Below are 17,522 nucleotides of genomic sequence, written 5' to 3'. Positions count from 1 at the left end.
ATCAAAAAACTATGTACGAACATTTTTTTCAATGTCCATATTGTTGGGAAGAGATTTCTATGCTTTTAGATCCTTCTGTCAACTACCAAGTATATGTAGAGGATTGCGAAGTATGTTGTAATCCTATAGAAATCCATCCTAGATTTGAAGAACAAGAACTTATAAGTTTTGAAGCGATAAGTATAGAGCAATAACTTAATTGGTTTAATAACAGTAGGTTGAATATTTTTTTAATTTTTTTGTAAAAATAATATTGTATAAATAGAAAATGGTTGTATATTTGCCATCCAATATCGCGAGATAGAGCAGTAGGCAGCTCGTCGGGCTCATAACTCTGAGGACGAAGCTAACAAAAATATATATCGCGGGATAGAGCAGTAGGCAGCTCGTTGGGCTCATAACCCAAAGGTCGCAGGTTCGAGTCCTGCTCCCGCTACTAGATAACCTTCTGATTTTCAGGGGGTTATTTTTTTTATTTTTTATTTTCGATTGATATATGAATTTCACCTTTTTTATTTAGCTGATTAGTTTTGGTAAATCTGTTTATAAGGGTTTTTGATTGGAATTTAAGCTTACGTACCGCACTTACGTACCGCAAAATTTAGTTTTCATTTCCGAAAATTGTCATCTCAGCCACAGCTTTACTTACAATTGTTTCATCGATATAGTGTTTTTCCAAGACTGCATCGGTGCTATGTGAATCTAGTTTTTTCATATCTCCTTTAAGAGTCAATTTCAGATAAGTTAGATATGTTTTTCTAAGGCATTTCATTTGTAATTCTCTACCTGTATTAAGCAGTTTGTAAAAATGTGTAAAGCCTTTTGAGAGATTATCCATAATAGTATGTGTTGATTGATTTTTACGATCAGGACATATTATGTATCTATTGGTGTTTTTGTGTTCGTTGTACCCTAGCCTTATTAATAAGTTTTTTAAATCTTTTGTGATTGGAATTATGTTGGTTTGGACGTTATCATTAAAGCCTTCACCAAGAATTCTTTCTACTTTTAAATTGTTAAATTCTATGTAAGCAATTTCTCCATTAATTTTTTTTATCATATTCCATTGGAGTTCTACAACCTCTTCTCTTCTTCCTCCAGTATGAAGACACAACTCAATACCATCGGACAAGTAATCTCGATAGAGATTTCTTTTTCTTTTTTCCTTACCAACTGCTATTTTACCATTGTCAGCATTCATGTTATTCGGATCTATTAGGGCTAAAAACTCATTCCTGGTAATAGTTGTTTTATTAGTTCTTGTAGATCTTTGTTTAACTTTTTCAAACGGATTTTTAATAGTTAATTCATAGTTGTCTATTGCCCATTTCATAAAACCTTTTAAGGAGCCGATTTTATTATTGTATGTTTTATTAGCATACTCCATGTCTTCTAATAAGAATTTATGGAAATAACCAACATGTAAATCTGAGATTTTATGAATTGGAATTCCTTTTTTATTAATTTTTTTTTGTTGCAATGATTGGTTGAATAGCCTGATGCATTTATATTGTTCTTCTATGTGTTTTTCTGATCTTTCAACCTTTTCGTGTTCTGGAACATTAATGTTCGCTAGAAATTCTAAATACCTAATTTGGGCATCGTGTAGATAGGCGCTATTTGTTTCTTGTTGTGAATCTGTAGTAATTGTACTGAAAATTTGATTATGAATTTCCTGTTTGAATTCGATAGTTTTTGTTACTGCTTCTTCGTATTGTGAAACATCAAATGTTCTGCTTGTTTTGACACCAGCACTATTTGGCAATTGAAATCGAGCCATATATTTGTGCTTATGAAACGAATTACATTTTGAAAAAGGGATGTTTTCTTTTTTACAAATGGACTCTTTTTTGATTCTTTTACCGGCTTCATTTGTTTCCATTTTGTGAGTTGAAAAGAAATACTTCCTGCATTCTGAGTCTGAACAATAAATGCATAAGCCTTCATGTTTTTGAAGCGGTAGTTTTTTACGTCTAATCATAGTATTTATATTTAATTAATCTTTTGCGAGTAATTGTGCATATTTTGATACTGGTTGGTTTTTTTTTGTTGTTCTAGTTTCAAGAGTTAAGGGTTCTGCTGATTCGTTTTGAGTTGCAATCTGGTAACCGAATAGGTCATTATCTTTATATAAATTATAAAGATTTTTCCAGTTTGATGGATGCAGTTTTTTTAGAACTTGAATTATACGATTATCTAATGCAGCTTCAGCTAAAAAACGATATGTCATCTTCTTATTTCCAACTGGTATTATTGGAAGGTTATAGTCTTCACACCATTTCATTGTAGCCCTTAAATCGGTTGCTTTTATAATTTCTGATAACTCAGTAATTTCAATAAACATTTCTTTCTTTTCATTTGTATTCATTTTAATACTTAATTGCTGCTTCTCCAATTGTAGCGTCGGTCAAAACAGTAGTGATAAGTGTGCATGACTTGTAGCGGTCATCTTGCGTTAATTGTAATTATCTTTTAAAATCTGTTCTCACTAGTCTGTGAGCTACAGTAATTTTGTCGTTGTTTTGTTTTACTTCTATGTTTTGGTAATCTCCATTTCTCAGCAATTTTTCTATTCTTTCTGCATCTTCAATTCTTTCTGTACCTTCAACGCAATCCATTTTTCCATTTTTCTTGAGAACACGAATAGTTTTGTATTCTTTCATACGTATAATCTCAATAACCTTTAATTCATCGTCTGTTAATCCTGCCAGCTTACAGAATTCAGGTATATTGTAAACAGGATCAAGATTGATCTTAATTGCTTTATGTAATGAAAGTGCCGTATGGTTTTCGATTTCTCCGGACTTTAGTTTTGAGAAATAATCTTTTTCATCAAGCATCCAGACACCTTCAATTCCTTTGTTGTAAGTTATGATTGTGTATATAGGTTGATTGTAGAGCAATACCAAAAATGTATAATATTCAAGGGCGGGATACTCTTTTCCATCTTTAGCTAAAATAGGAGCAAGGATGGCTTCTTTACAAGCTTTCATTTCAGCATGTGAGAATCGCAAACTTTTCATTTCATTTAGTAATCCTATGAGAATAACATCTAAAGCACTATAGTAGTTATATCTGTTTGTACTGTTTGTATCTCTTTTGTCGTCCAGAATGCCCTTTAATCGCCATGTGTGTAAAGTCATTCTGTTGATCCCAACCATTGCTTTACTCTCGAATATTAGTTCATTCAAAGCTTCACTATGGGGCGTAAAATCTTCTTGATTTGATTTCATTCTTTTTACTTTTAGTATTTTATAAAAGCTAATATATAAAAAAACCGTCACGTCACGATAACGTGACAGTTCAAATTAACATAAGTTTACACTACTCTTTCCAAATTTGACCTTTACCGACCTTTATTAAATAGACAATAAAAGTTTAGATGGTCTATCTATTCCAATCAATTCTTACTCTTTATAGCTAATAGTTCTTTAAGAGCTTCGTTCTGTCCTTTCTGAGCTTCAATAGCTGTTTTGCTGCATTCTGCCAAGTCACTTGTTAGTTTCTGAATAGTACTTTCAAGTTTTATCACTTTATCTTCTGCGCCTTGCACTACTTCATTATTTAGTTTAGCTATACGCTGTTCGAGACTCATCTTGGATATCGATGTTTCTATTTTCTCTCGACATAACAAAATCATTCTGTCAAACATTTCTATAATATCTGCTCTTTTTTCAACAAGAGTAGCTCCAGAAAAGGATTTATTTAGGTGAACTTTGATGTTAAATAGTTCTTTTTCTGTGTTCTTGCAAATCTCTCTTTCTTCCTTGTTCTTTAAAAGCCTGTTTTCTTGTGTAAAAAGTTCAAAACGCTTATCAATTTCTTCAAATATTCCATCAATAAATTCTTTATTAGGGTTATAGGCTACCCTTTCTTTTGATAAGAAGGCATCTTGAACATCAATAGTCTGATCATAAAAGAAATTGAAATCTATATTAAAGTGCTTTCCAATTTCAATTATAAGCGGATGTGGCGCGTGCTTTCCTTTACCTCCTTCTACCTCTTTTCCTCTCATGTGAGTTACTATGTACTTATTATAAGGGTAAAATTTCACCCCAAAAGAATAGTCGGTTACAAGATCGGGATTAGTGTCTGTTTTCTTGTGTAAAGCTATTAGATAATCCACTAGTTTCAGGGTTTGTTTGTCTATTATTTTGAGTTGCGACATGTTAAATGAGTGTTAAAATATAAAATTTATATAAATTTTATATATTGATAATGAGTTAGTTGTATTTTAATCAATTAGAGTTGTTTACATTGCATAGTAATTATTATATAAATATTATATAGATTTGATGATAATTGTATAAAATTTATATACAACAAACAAAAACAACTTGTTATTTCGTTGTTAGTTGCAAATGTATATAAAATTTATATAAACTTAGTATAAAATTTATATATTTTTTTAAAACACTTGGGGATGTACACAAAAAAAGAATTTGAAGAACAATTGGAAACGCTCTACAACTACTACAAAGAGCCTATTCACAAACTAGTTGAGCGATCTGGATTGACCAGACCAACGGTGACTAAATTTTTAGAAGGAAACACGTTACGTTCTTATAATCAGGATAAGCTTATTGAAGCTGTGATTAAAATGAATGAAGAAGCGCAGGAAAAAAGAAGATCCCTTCAGCAGCGAGGAAAGCGCATTATACAGTTAGAGTTAGAACTAGCTGACGAGGAGCATATAGAGAAAAGTGAATCTGCATAATTTAAAGTCAAGGGAAAACAATGAAGATAGTCACAATTCGAGAATCTCAAAGGAAAGAACTCCTTAGTAAAATAAACCAGGTATTTAAGCCAAGAAGAAGACCAAGTACCACACCTGTTCATTACATAAAGGTACTTATCAAAAGGGAGGATTAAGCATTATAAATTCTATTAAAATTGGGAACAACGGTCATCAGTTGCTTTTGGGCAATTGTGGAGTTTTTATGTCCTGATTTTCAATTTGAAAAGATAACAATTACTATGATTATTAATTATTCCATTTCATTTCAGGCGTTGGATCAATTTGTATTTCGGTTCAACAATGATCAACAAACCATTGGTACAAAGATTAGGCAGTCAATGCTGGCTACCGCAAAAGAAGTCATTAAAATTTATGGAGTTTCATTGGTGAAGTCAAATAAGGTAACACCTATTGATCCGTGTAACCTACCTTCTTTAAGGACAAATAATATGCAACTAGCTAAGATCACTCAAGCTAGTGGGAGAACTATCCAAAGGCACATAGATCGTTTGTTAGAATGCGGCATTTTAACCGAAAAGATATGGCATGGTTCTCATTCCAGTTATGAGCTGTTCATAAACCCTAAAATTCTGTGGATAAAAGGGGTGGGAAGTGTTGATAAGGTAAAACAGAACAGACAGAATGATCAAAATTTAAACATTGAAAATCAGAGTATTAAAAATAATAATACTCCAAAATGTCCTCATTCATACACTAGTAAAAAAACTAATAAAAGAAATAATAGAATAATAGCTGTTGAAAAACTTCAGAACAGTTGGGAAGTGAATTTCGATTCAGATTTGGGATTGACTGAAAAAAAGACTCATAAAAGTGCTGAAAAAACAGAAGAAAGGTGTTCGCTCTCGCTCACGGATAATGATGTAACTGAAAAAAAAGCTAAAAAAGAAACTGAAAAAACACGAAGGAAAGACCTTTTGGAAGAAGATGCACGAAGGAAAGATGCTTGGCGGGAAAAAACCGAGCTTGATGAAAAAACTGCGCAGGGTAGGCAAACCAGCGCGGAAAACATCGAGATCGGAGAAAGCAAGGAGGGATATGAATCCCCTTGTGATGCATCCCGCCACGCTTTCCTATCGAAATATGTCAAAGAGTTATGGGGATTAGCAAAAGAGGTTTTATACAAAGATGTCTGGCTCAATAAGCGACAATGTAACCTTGCATTAACCCTTTTGTATCAATGGTATGAACCTGTTTCGGATAAAAAAATGGATTATGTTCACAATGTCTACAAATCCCGAATTCACATTGCCCGTGATTATGTTGATCGTGACCCTGATCATCGTTTTATCAAGCTTCCCTATGAATACTTTGACCCGAAAGCTGAAGGTGGTTTTGCAGGAACAATGCCTTGGTATCAAGCTGATAAAAGGCATAAGGAAGGATTAAAATTAAAAAAGGTTTTACGGGAAGAAATTAGAAAATTCAGGAATAACGAAAAGAAAGATACAACAGAAGCACAACCCCGTTTAACGGTCTTCAGGGAGTGCGAACAGCGTATAGGTAAATTGGGGATACCAGAGCTGTTGAGCAAATTTTATGCTGCTGTTTTAGACCCAAAATTGAAGGAATAATAAAATAAAAAAGTGAAAAAATGGAACAAAAAACAAAAAGAAGAAGCCCAAGGTTGGCAGAAAAATTGAAAAAAGCTGTTCAAAATTTGAATGTTGATGTTTTTGGATATGAATCCAAAGTAACTAAAAATATCATTAATTATTTTTCAAAACTATCCAAAGAAACTGGCTTACCGCAGGATAGATTAGTAGTACGAATTTTTAAGGATAGAACAATTATAAATGTTGCAGTCCATAATCAGGGAAGACCAGTTAAAAAGATTCCTGTAAAAGAATTGATTACCCTATTTACAAATTCTGAACCTTCTGGATTGTTCAATCTGGAAGCTAAAGTGGTACAGGGAATAGAAGCCTTTATGGTAGAGTTTTCTGATACGCATAACATTGGTGTTGATCAGTTGCAGATTTGTATAATCACAAGTCATGACAAAGTATGGGTTAAAGGATATAAGGGTATAGACCTTATCAAAGACATTCCGTTGGGTGTTTTAATTAAACATTTTACACAATGAAAACTAGGAAAAAAAGAAAACGGTGGAATCCTAAAGAACACTCCAGATATAAAATGGTAGTATATTTTAAAGATAAAGAAGCTATAGATCCTACCCAAGATGATGAATCCAGTACTTTCTATTCATTTGATTGGAAAAGTGGGTACTCCAGATTTCTCGATCCAGAAAAAGGATTGGATGGGTTACATAAAAAAGTTCAGGAATATGGAGACAAAGCAAATTTTATACTCATCTATGATCGTACTACAGATAGATTGATCGAAAAGTATTTTGAAGGCGAACCTGTTGAAATCTAAGAGGTGAAAAAAGGTTGAAAAACAAAAGCGAAAAAAGAATGAAAAAGGTTCGAGAATTATTAAAAAAGTCAGAAATAAAGGAAGGTTTAGCTATTGAAAAATCATCTACAGACACGGTACGGCTATTGTATGTATCACCATTATTAAATTCAGATGGTTATTATCGAATGATCCTTCCGTATTTAGAATTGGGATCTGTAGACGGTTTTGAAACCCGTGTAACCTCGGTTACTAAGTGGGATTTTGCAAAAACCTTTACAATTGGAACGGATACGTTACAAGAAGAAGAAATACGATGGGCGGATTACATCATTTTTCCAATGCTTACGGGTAACTATACGTATTTGTTTCAAGCAATCAGAGTTTTGAATCCAAATATATATTTAGTAATGGATATTACACGGCAGATTCATAACATTCCAAAATCGCATCCGGATCATCAGGTATTTAAAAAAGAAGAACAAGATCAATTGTTACAAAACCTGATCCTTATGGATATGATTACCACTCCAATAAAACGATTATGTACATTATACCAGGAGTGGTTAGACAGAAGTGAAATGGAACAAAGAGAGATAGAATTCTTTTGGCTTCCTTCACTGATCTCCAGTATTGGGTTTGAAGGTATTTCTTCAGTTGTAAAACCTAATGATAATATAGTAAGAGTTGGTATAATCGGATCACTTAAATCCGCAGCAGATTATAGGTATTTTCTTCCTATGTTTAAAAAAATAAAAGAAAAATACAAAGATAAAGTAGAGCTGGTGATATTTGGTTGGAATGGCAAGAACGCAAAAGAAGTAGAGGTTTTAAAAGAGGTGGATATTACCTATCATAAATCTGTAAGTTTTCTGGATTATTATCAGACCTTGAAGAATTTACATTTCGATGTGGTGCTTATTCCAATGCGATCTTTAAATTATTACGCATATTCAAATACCATACAATTTTTGGAAGCAGCAGCAATTGGAGTTCCTGTCATTGCTTTGGAACATTCTTCTTATGCTCAAGTTATAGACCATAAAAAAAATGGGATATTAGCTTTGAAATTGCCAGAATGGGAATCTTCATTGATACAATTAATTGAGGAACCAGAATTTCGCAATAAATTAGGTGAAAATGCTAAGAAATGGGTTTGGAAAAACCGTTCGTATACTCAGAAAAACCTTATACATTTTAAAAATGCTTTTATTTAGAAAGCTAAATTAGGTAAATACTTGATTATAAGAATAAGGGGCAATTTTGTTAATTGCCCCTTAGTTTTTTTAAATATGTTGATAGCTTGATATTTTCTTTTTTGTAAAATGCTTTCTGAAAAGCTTCAGTAGAGGTATAACCAATGTCATTTGCAATTGCTTTTAAGGTATAATTTCTGAATTTTTCATCTACTTCTAATCTAACTTTCACATAATCTATTCTTAGATGATTAATGTATTGTGTAAAAGATTTCCCTTTATTAGAGTTGACTATTTGTGAAAGATATCTAGAATTAGTGTCAAATCTTTTGGCGAGCATATTTAAGGTGATTTTACCTTTTAAATAGTCTCGATCATCCTCAAATTGCTGAAGCTTCTCAAGTACATCTTGAATAAGTTTATCCGCTATTTGCATTTCGTAGGTAGTTGGTGTGTTTGTTTTTTTATGAATTTGAGTAAGGACAATAGCTTCTTTTTTTGCTTCAGAATTCAATTCTACAATGTACACGACCATCATTAGAATAAAGCCAAAATTTACAATGGATTGTTCGACTGCTTGGTAATCACCAAAAGCAACAACAACAGGCATTAAAGACAAAGTGAATAATCCTACATTTCCAGTAAGAACTCTATATTTGAAAATTATAGATTTCTGTCTGTCATCTTTATATATTTTGTTTAAAACCTTAGTTACTTGTACGAAAAAGGCAACGGATATAACCAAAGGAACAGCTAAAAATAACTTTCTTGAGAGATCCAAACTACCATAAAAGTAATAAGGGAGTACAAACAATACTATGAACGAAATAACCAAAGTATATAGCAATGATTTTACACCGAACAATTTGAAGGGGTAAATATTAAATTCCCAATAGGTATAGGAGATGAAATAAACAGCTACCACAATACCACTGCCATAGGCAATGATATTTTGCAGTATAATACTTATAGGAATATTTTCATCAGGAAATAAACCTGAAGACAGGTTATAGAAGATATAAGTAATAGTAAGTACTAAAAAACGTAATCTGGTTTTGTCATGAGGTCTAGCTACTACAAACATAATTTGAGTAAATAAGACAAATGCTTGCAAAACCAATATTACGAAAGTAATAGGGTGCATTTCTGTTCCAAACATATGGTTAGTTTTTTTTAAGCAGGTAAAGTATATATCCTAAGTCTAATATTTTGAGACATTCGAAACCAAATTTTTCGTACCAGGCTAAATTTGAAACCACAGAGGTTTCTAAATAGATAGGTTTGTCTCCGCAAAAAGTGATTACTTCTTCCAGTAATGCACTTCCGATGCCTTTTTTTTGATGGGGTGGATCAACCCCGATATACCATAAATGCACATATGGTGTTTTAGGATAGTTTTTTTTAAGCAAAGCTTCTCGCTTTAGTGCTGCTCTCACTTTTCTGATACCAATGACTTCTGCCATTAATTTGAGATCCCATAAAATAGAATAGAACGTAGTTTTTTTTTGATCTGGAAAGATGACAATACAAGCAGCATTACGATCTTCAGAAATAAAAATTTCACCAAATTCACTTCCTTGAAAAAATGAATATTCTATTAATTTTGAAATTCGTTTGACCCGTTTTTGGTCTTGTTTTACAATGTAGTTTACAGATTGATTGTCTTTAAAAGATTCTAAGATAATTTCAATTATCCTTTTTTTATCAGCATTAGTAGCTAGCCCCATTTAGCAGTAATGATTTTGATTAATTTGAGTTTGTGTATACGTATATACTATATTAGTGTTCTGGTCGATATTTATGTTACCATAGAAAACAGGTTTTAACAATTATTGTTTCATTTTATTGTTAAAATTAACACAAAACCATATAAAGTTTATGGTTTTAGCGTAGAATATGTCGATTTTCTTGAAAAACGATACCGCTTTTCAAGAAAAGCGGGAAATTCTATTTGGTTTTAAGTGAATAATGCACTTAAATTTACAACTGCCTACCCACTATAATTCACAACTAACTAATTCCAACACTCAACAACATAAAGAGGATTGTTTTTTCTTGTTTATGTACACAAACTAGTAAATCAGTATTAATTAATGCTAATGGGGCGCAGCATGAAAAAATTAATAGAAAAGGACTTATTTGGAATCATTGCAATGGCAATCTTATTGATTCCACAAATTGCACATACGTTATATGTTTTTGAAGCGAATAGCCACTATGACCATCCTTGGTTTTCGTGGTGCTACGCAATTGGTGTAGATCTCGCTATTTTAATCTTTACGGTTAAAGGGTGGTTACGCACAGCTTTTATTTATCTTTTTGCGACACTTGCTCACAATCTAGTGTACCAATTTATGCCAGAAGGAGTAGTAAGTAGTGTATTGCTTAGTATCGTTCAATCTGCTACGCTATTTAGCTTTTGTCATCTCTTTTTCAAAAAGAAAAAAGTCGATCAAAAAACAGAAGAAGTAGGTGTGCAACTTTCTGAAGAAGCTTTAAAAATACATCGTGCTATTGAAGCGGGTGTGCGCTTTAAACCGCAACCCTATGTATGTCCAGAATGTAATGAACCTTTTTCGAATTCTAAACAATTAAACGGGCATATTTCAGCACATAAGTCTCGTAAGGAATGGGAGCCTGAGAGATATGGAGCTTGGGAATTGGAAAATGATCAAAGAATACAACTATTGTAATTACTCAATGGTCAAGTAAAAGAACTATTACTTTTTAGTTTCAGGGGGGAACTAATACAATCATAATAAACCACAATCACAAATGAAGGTACATTTTAGTATTAATTGGAGTAAGACAGGATTTTATAACTCAGGGAAGCGTGACCTTACTATCAATTGGAACAATGGGGAAGGATTCCCAAGAGAAGGCGAAGCTATTAACATTCCAAAATTCATAGGAGGAAACTATCAATCGGATGAAACGTTTATGCACAACAACATAGAATTAAATGTATTTGATTGGGTTGAAAATACTACAGGATGGGAAGTTGAAATGGTGAAATGGGATCACCACCAAGGAACAACTTTTCTACATATTTTGGTTGGAGATAAAGGTTGAGTTATTTAGCACAAGGTATTCTTGTACCCTTTAAAAAAGTATACCAAAATAGAACTAAAACTCCTTTAAGTTAACATTTAAAATAAGAAATTTTAGAATTATGACACTATATAATTATACGGTAAAAGACGAATCAAAAGATGCAATAGTCGAATCAGGAGTAGGAGAATTATTCGATCTTGAAACCGTAATTCCTATTGAAATATTGTCCATACTAGAATTATATGAGGATGAAGAAGGAGTTATAACGATAAAGGTTAGAGCTGGAGATTTTAGTTACGATATCAATAAGATTCGATCAATTAGTGCCTAATTATTTTTACCCCCAATAATTATTTTTACTACGGTTTAGGTAATTTAATTTATAGGGGGTATAAATTGGGAAATAGCATTATTATTGGGCTAACCTATATTATGCTGTTTTTCCAACTTTTAATTACGCAACGATAGCATTGTTATGTAAAGAAGAAATTAAAAAAGACTCGCTATATTTGAGTATATAAGTCATTGGATTTATACAATTTATGGCATTTTGAGTGCTTGTTTTTTTGATATAAGCCTAAATAGGAACGACTCCCGCTACAAGGAGAATTCCAAACTATTTTAATGATCGAATAGATCAACTACGTTATCTACATTTTTACTCCCGCTACAAGGAGATTTCTGTACACATTTTGAGATTATAAAACTAAGTATTTCCTATAAGGATGACACGTGAGTTTTTACTATAGCAATGACTAGGTTTTTACTATAGCAATGACTAAGTATTTCCTGTAAGGATGACACGGGAGTTTTTACTATAGCAATGACTAAGTATTTCCTATAAGGATGACACGTGTGTTTTTACTATAGTAATGACTAGGTTTTTCCTATAGGGATGACACGTGAGTTTTTACTATAGCAATGACTAAGTATTTCCTATAAGGATGATACGTGAGTTTTTACTATAGCAATGACTAGGTTTTTCCTATAGGGATGACACGTGAGTTTTTACTATAGCAATGACTAAGTATTTCCTATAAGGATGACACGTGAGTTTTTACTATAGCAATGACTAGGTTTTTCCTATAGGGATGACACGTGAGTTTTTACTATAGCAATGACTAAGTATTTCCTATAAGGATGACACGTGTGTTTTTACTATAGCAATGACCAAGTATTTCCTATAGGGATGATACGTGAGTTTTTAGTAAAGCGTGAAGTTCAATAATCTCATTTAACGAAAAGAAAAGAAGTAAATGAGAATAACAAAATCATATAACGAAACTCCTAAAGGAATTCAGCTTGAATTTGATCCTGAATTATCTAATACGGATTTAAAAAAATATCTTATTTCAATTGGATTTAAAAATGCAAATCGAAACAAAGGTATTTGGTATATACGTGGGGTTCGTCCTTCTTTTGATAAGTATACAAGTGTTTTAGAAAACGCTAACAAAGAAAGTAAAGATCTTATATCCGTAAAAATTGAACCATCTTATGAAGTTGTAAGAGGTAACATTGATCACAAACTTTTTAGTTTGGTGACAGTTTCGATTGAAAATGAAGATCAGGATATAAAAGATAAAGATTATGTTGTTTTTGAAGATTTCAGGGTTTCAGCCGAGGACATTGCAAAACGGTTTTTAAAATCTCAGTTAGGAGATAAATTTAAAGGGCTTAAAGTTACTGCTAGGAATTTAAAAGAAAGAGCAAGAAACGCATTTGATGAAGGAAGAATTATCACAGGAATTTCTGAAAGTAATCAAGAAGAAGTAAAAAATACAGATACACCAAAAGAGGAATTTGTATGGCTTAAAACAAAAGCTACATATCTATTTGAGGTTTCGGGGAAATCTATTTCTAACGATCAACTACTTGATCCAGATTTTCTAGCAGAAGAAAAACACGACCATAAAATTGCAGTATTAACAGCTTTAAGAAATGGTAAGAAAGTTCCTGAACCTGTTTTGCAAGACCACCCTGAACTTTTAAAATCCGAGGACTTCCAGTTTGGGTTTGATAGTACTGATTTTAAAACGAGCAATGCATTTTTAGAATTACTTAAAGGAATAGGTAATACGGGTAATTTTATAGAAGGTGTGATGGTTGATGGAGGAAGGTCAGGTTTTTTGTGGGAAGGAGATAACTTGAAAATAGTGACAGCCAATAATCCATTGGTTAGTAAAGGAAAGACATCATTTATAGGAATTGAAGGTTTTAGGGAGCAAGTATTAGATCTAGTTAATTTGATAGAAGGACAAACAAACTCTAAAGGCGAACTAGGTTTAGACTACATTTCATTTAATGATTATGATTTTTCTAAATCCATAGAATCAAGATCCCTCGCAGATGAGGAAGGAGTATATACATCTGAAACCGCAGGAGAACGATTAGAAGTATTGGAAATTCCATTCCCTGAATCCGTAAGAGTGGAAGCATCTATTACCACAGTTCGGGATGAAGAAGACTACTATTTGAATGGTTTGGAATTTTTTAATCGAATTGGATCGGGAAGTAATAATCAATTCAGACCGAAAAGAGGAAGTACTAGATACAATTCAAAAAAAGAAGCAATCCAGCGTCCATTGGAATTGATTGCTAAAGACCTACGTACAGAATTAATTATAGCGACCACCATAAAGGCTAAGAAAAAGCTTAAAGCCGTTCAATCTGCTTTGTTAGCTCTAAAAGAGTTTGCTACGGAGCAAGGAATAGAACTTTCAATAGAAGAAATAGAATTAGGGAAAGACAAATCAGTTGAAGTAGAAGAAGAAACTAATGCGAAACATTCGGGTTCAAAGCGTACTACGGTTCAATCAATGATTGAAAAACTTACCGACTTAGAGATTGATACTGAAGGCGATACTGAAACAATAATAGCGACTTTCCGATTAGCATTGGAAGAAGCATCACGGGTTGAGAATGAGATAACATTTTTAGATGAAGTTAAACACACTATTACAGATCAAAAAGATTGGGTTAATGATATAGAACCAGAAGCTGTCAGGAATACTTTTTTAGACTTGATCCTTTCAAATGCAGCAGCATTAGGATACACACCTTTCACAGTTCCCCACAGCTCTGGTTATATATTAGAGCAAGCCTGGACAAAACTGGATACTAAAACCGTTAAGGACTTTGAAAAGTTTATCAATTCCCGACCTGATCTTATCGAACATAAATATTATCCAGAGGAGTCAGAACCACATGGATATGGGATCAGATCTGATCATGATGAAATTAGCTTTCAAGTTCTTGAGAATAAGCGAATAGCTATAAGCAGTCATAAACCTATCAAAGAAGGTGTAATATATGGGGGCAGTACCATGTCAATGACCAAGCTTAAGAAGGCAATTCGATATATCGTCTCAAATCCTAGTAAGGTGATTGTTCCTGATGAAAACGCAAGACAAACTCAAAAAGAAGAAAAGCAACCTATTGCTACAGATATTACACGATACGGAACAACAATTCCGAATGTCTTAACTCCTCATAGAGTGATAGCGCTATTTAATTCTGGATTGTATATAAAGGATGCTAAAAAGATTCAGGAAATCGCTCCGTACTTGTTAGAAGCTTCGGATGATAATCTTTCGGAATTGAGTGCAAAAGAATTATTTGAATTGGTTCAAATGGCGCATCCAAATGACTATGGATTTTTAGTAACAAGATCTGCAATGTTACGTGAATGGGAAAGACGTGGTAAAGAAATGTTCGAAGAATTAGGTTTTCCAACAGATCCAAATTATCTATTCGTAAATCTAAATAGAGGTTACAAGAGTGTTTATCCGCTACAAAGTATTATAGATGAAGAAAGAGGAAGACAATCTTGGTGGCACGCTGCTACTATGTATCGACCTATTGCTGATTTTGAAAAGGCGCTACGAATTATAGAAGAAGAAAAAGCCGATTTTAAGAAACAGCAACTAGTACATACCAATCCAAAAACAGGAAAGCCAAAATCCAAAAAAGAAGACAAAGAACTATATCGGGATCTTGAATTCAAAATTGAGGATCTTGATAATTCCAAAGAGCTAATACAAGAGTATATAGAAGAACGGCAAAAAAAGGAAACAGCTCAAAATGAGGAAGAACCTGAACAACTTGAAAAATCATCTTTAGAAGAATTCTTTTTTATAAAACCAAGTGAAGTAGATCAAATACGAAAAAAGTTTGCTTTACAAGGTTTTACGATAGATTTCACAGGGAAACAAGCATTTATAGACAATGTATCAATATTTGAGTTGGGCTATAGATATGAGCTTAATAAAATCAAATTGGATGAGAAGACAGAAAAAGAATTTAATAAATGGATTTCAATTCTCGAAAAGGAAATTCACACGATAGGAGAAAAAGAAGACAAAAAAAGCAAGAATAGTAAAGCGCATAGAGAAGAACGAATTTTAGCCCTAAAAAAAGAAGCAAGGGAACTTAACAAATTAGTTGGAAAAGAGGACAAAGTATTTCGTGATGAGTTGTTTTTTGAGTTTTTAATGATGACGAAAGATTATGGCTATGTCATAGATAGGGGTGACATAGCCAACTTTCGTGACTTTATTCTGAACAATTTATTTGGAGGTCGAATAGCAGAAAACTATCCCGATGAACCTTTATGTAAAATGGCGAGAGTTCTCATTGATGATTTCTTTGCGACTTCGGAAAATGAAGAAGAACAAGAATCATGGAATCCTGATTATTTGGATAAAGTGGTGGCAATTATGCACGATCACTATATCAGGAATGAACGGTTAAGTAAAAAGAAAATAGAGAATATCAGGGAAGAAGCAGGCGCACCGAATTTAGGTGTTTTATGGGAAGCAGTTGAGCTTAGTTGGCTTTTATGGTATAAGCAGATATATAACCTTCCTATTTCATTTGAACAACGCCTAGCTCAAATGACCCAGTTCTGGAATACTGTACAACCTACCTATGCCTATTCGGATAGTAGTAAGGAATTATTTAAGCAATATTCCACACCCTGTCCTATTGGAGCAATGGTAGCCGAATATACGCGAATGTCTCATGCCACATGGGTTTTTGAGCCTAGTGCTGGAAATGGCTTATTGGTACTTGGTGCAGATCCAGAAAAAACACACGTAAATGAAATTGATAAGAGTAGGAGATATTCTCTTGAATTACAAAGGTTCAATACTATTACTCATTTGAATGCTGCGGAACCTTTTCCAGAGGAATTGACACACTCTTTTGATGTAATGGTTACCAATCCCCCATTTGCCAGTTGGGACGATTCAAAGTTTGACAAAGAGCGATGGACGCAAAAATACTTCAATAATCAAATCGGAGTAGCACAACATATGCGTTTAGAGCATTTTATGGCAGGACTTGCTTTGCATACGCTAAAGGATACGGGAAAAGCAGCTATTATAATTATGGGGCATGTGTATTTCGGTCAGGATGGATATATAGAGAAGTACAAGCCTTTTTTTAATTGGTTATATCGCCATTATCGTGTGGATGATATTATCAATATGAACAGCTATAAACTTTACAATAAACAGGGAGCTGTTACTAAAACGATGTTGATCCTTATCAATGGAAGAAAACAAACACCGGAAGGTGTTGCACCCACAAAGAGTGAAAACCCAGAAATCGAGCAAATGGTGAATAGCTTTCCAGAATTATGGGAACGTATCAATTCCCATATAAAAGCAGAAGAATATACACTAGAGGTGATTATCACCCAACTTAAAATAGAATTAGGACTATGATATTTTTTAATAATCAATTAATGCCTTCGGATAGCAATGCAACCTTATTTATGGTTAGCAATCCAATACCCTTTGAAAATTTCGAAGATCACGAAACAGGAATCTTTATTCGATTACACAACTTAATAGCTTGGTCAATGGAGGAAGGAGATGATCCTATTGCCCTTATTGAAGAATATTTGGAGACTGTCTATACCGATAGTAGAACGGTAGAAGAAATTGCAAATTTCCTGATGTACCACGATAAAATGCAAACTGCTATTTGGACACTCAAAGAAAACTGGAGCAAACTGGACGATACCGTCCCTGACAGTTCCTTAATGTATGGAGGGATGGAAAAGGAAGAAGCTGTCCAAATATATGCGGATACCACTCTACGAAGGTACTTAGAAGTACTATCAAGGTTTGAAAATGTGTAATCATAGA

17 protein-coding genes and 1 tRNA gene are annotated in these 17,522 nt (G+C 33.2%); 12 read left to right on the top strand and 6 right to left on the bottom strand.

All coding sequences use genetic code 11. The features are described from left to right. Positions 1–11 precede the first annotated feature (11 nt). Both FHK87_RS06170 and FHK87_RS06165 read left to right on the top strand, forming a co-directional pair. The gene (locus tag FHK87_RS06170) at positions 12–194 is read left to right on the top strand and encodes a CPXCG motif-containing cysteine-rich protein (RefSeq protein WP_140591518.1); all 183 of its coding nucleotides are present in this window, start codon (positions 12–14) and stop codon (positions 192–194) included. Between the two features lie 169 nt (positions 195–363). Next, positions 364–436: transfer RNA gene (locus FHK87_RS06165), tRNA-Met, on the top strand. Positions 437–601: 165 nt separating this feature from the next. On the opposite strand, the gene FHK87_RS06160 is transcribed toward FHK87_RS06165, so the two are convergent. From FHK87_RS06160 to FHK87_RS06145, 4 genes are all read right to left on the bottom strand, one after another. Further along, complete coding sequence (locus tag FHK87_RS06160) at positions 602–1,981, bottom strand: site-specific integrase (RefSeq protein ID WP_140591513.1); 1,380 nt, start codon at positions 1,979–1,981, stop codon at positions 602–604. A gap of 15 nt (positions 1,982–1,996) precedes the next feature. Next, positions 1,997–2,368, bottom strand: a complete 372-nt coding sequence (locus FHK87_RS06155; protein WP_140591508.1) for a hypothetical protein — start codon at positions 2,366–2,368, stop codon at positions 1,997–1,999. A gap of 97 nt (positions 2,369–2,465) precedes the next feature. Continuing rightward, positions 2,466–3,233 (bottom strand): MerR family transcriptional regulator, encoded by a 768-nt coding sequence (locus FHK87_RS06150; protein ID WP_140591503.1) that lies wholly within the window; start codon positions 3,231–3,233, stop codon positions 2,466–2,468. Positions 3,234–3,400: 167 nt separating this feature from the next. Beyond that, positions 3,401–4,168 carry a hypothetical protein gene (locus FHK87_RS06145; protein ID WP_140591499.1) on the bottom strand — a complete coding sequence of 256 codons (768 nt, stop codon included), beginning with the start codon at positions 4,166–4,168 and terminating at the stop codon, positions 3,401–3,403. A 249-nt stretch (positions 4,169–4,417) separates the two neighbouring features. Here FHK87_RS06145 and FHK87_RS06140 point away from each other — a divergent pair, with 249 nt between their 5' ends. The 5 genes from FHK87_RS06140 (at position 4,418) to FHK87_RS06120 (ending at position 8,334) form a co-directional block, all read left to right on the top strand. Beyond that, on the top strand, positions 4,418–4,717 hold the full coding sequence (locus FHK87_RS06140; RefSeq protein ID WP_140591496.1) for a hypothetical protein: 300 nt from the start codon (positions 4,418–4,420) through the stop codon (positions 4,715–4,717). Between the two features lie 176 nt (positions 4,718–4,893). After that, on the top strand, positions 4,894–6,330 hold the full coding sequence (locus tag FHK87_RS06135; protein WP_140591492.1) for a hypothetical protein: 1,437 nt from the start codon (positions 4,894–4,896) through the stop codon (positions 6,328–6,330). Between the two features lie 20 nt (positions 6,331–6,350). Next, the gene (locus FHK87_RS06130; RefSeq protein ID WP_140591488.1) at positions 6,351–6,842 is read left to right on the top strand and encodes a hypothetical protein; all 492 of its coding nucleotides are present in this window, start codon (positions 6,351–6,353) and stop codon (positions 6,840–6,842) included. Further along, complete coding sequence (locus FHK87_RS06125; RefSeq protein WP_140591485.1) at positions 6,839–7,138, top strand: hypothetical protein; 300 nt, start codon at positions 6,839–6,841, stop codon at positions 7,136–7,138. The genes FHK87_RS06130 and FHK87_RS06125 overlap by 4 nt, the downstream gene beginning before the upstream one ends. Before the next feature lie 38 nt (positions 7,139–7,176). Further along, positions 7,177–8,334, top strand: coding sequence for a glycosyltransferase (locus FHK87_RS06120; protein WP_140591480.1), 1,158 nt, complete (start codon positions 7,177–7,179; stop codon positions 8,332–8,334). A 49-nt stretch (positions 8,335–8,383) separates the two neighbouring features. On the opposite strand, the gene FHK87_RS06115 is transcribed toward FHK87_RS06120, so the two are convergent. Next, positions 8,384–9,472, bottom strand: a complete 1,089-nt coding sequence (locus tag FHK87_RS06115) for a helix-turn-helix domain-containing protein (RefSeq protein WP_140591476.1) — start codon at positions 9,470–9,472, stop codon at positions 8,384–8,386. A gap of 4 nt (positions 9,473–9,476) precedes the next feature. After that, positions 9,477–10,040 carry a GNAT family N-acetyltransferase gene (locus FHK87_RS06110; protein WP_140591472.1) on the bottom strand — a complete coding sequence of 188 codons (564 nt, stop codon included), beginning with the start codon at positions 10,038–10,040 and terminating at the stop codon, positions 9,477–9,479. A 384-nt stretch (positions 10,041–10,424) separates the two neighbouring features. Between FHK87_RS06110 and FHK87_RS06105 the strand changes: the two genes are divergently transcribed. The 5 genes from FHK87_RS06105 (at position 10,425) to FHK87_RS06085 (ending at position 17,515) form a co-directional block, all read left to right on the top strand. Continuing rightward, complete coding sequence (locus FHK87_RS06105; protein WP_140591468.1) at positions 10,425–11,006, top strand: C2H2-type zinc finger protein; 582 nt, start codon at positions 10,425–10,427, stop codon at positions 11,004–11,006. Positions 11,007–11,088: 82 nt separating this feature from the next. Then, the gene (locus tag FHK87_RS06100; RefSeq protein ID WP_140591465.1) at positions 11,089–11,385 is read left to right on the top strand and encodes a hypothetical protein; all 297 of its coding nucleotides are present in this window, start codon (positions 11,089–11,091) and stop codon (positions 11,383–11,385) included. Between the two features lie 100 nt (positions 11,386–11,485). Then, complete coding sequence (locus FHK87_RS06095) at positions 11,486–11,698, top strand: hypothetical protein (protein WP_140591462.1); 213 nt, start codon at positions 11,486–11,488, stop codon at positions 11,696–11,698. 925 nt (positions 11,699–12,623) lie between these two features. Continuing rightward, positions 12,624–17,096, top strand: coding sequence for an Eco57I restriction-modification methylase domain-containing protein (locus tag FHK87_RS06090; protein ID WP_140591458.1), 4,473 nt, complete (start codon positions 12,624–12,626; stop codon positions 17,094–17,096). Beyond that, a complete protein-coding gene (locus FHK87_RS06085; protein ID WP_140591455.1) occupies positions 17,093–17,515 on the top strand; it encodes a hypothetical protein in 423 nt (140 codons plus the stop codon). The genes FHK87_RS06090 and FHK87_RS06085 overlap by 4 nt, the downstream gene beginning before the upstream one ends. Positions 17,516–17,522: the final 7 nt, after the last annotated feature.

Source organism: Aquimarina algicola (assembly GCF_006443095.1).
GTDB lineage: Bacteria > Bacteroidota > Bacteroidia > Flavobacteriales > Flavobacteriaceae > Aquimarina > Aquimarina algicola.
The sequence above is the reverse complement of the archived record's forward strand: the minus strand, read 5'-3'. Positions and strand labels throughout refer to the sequence as shown.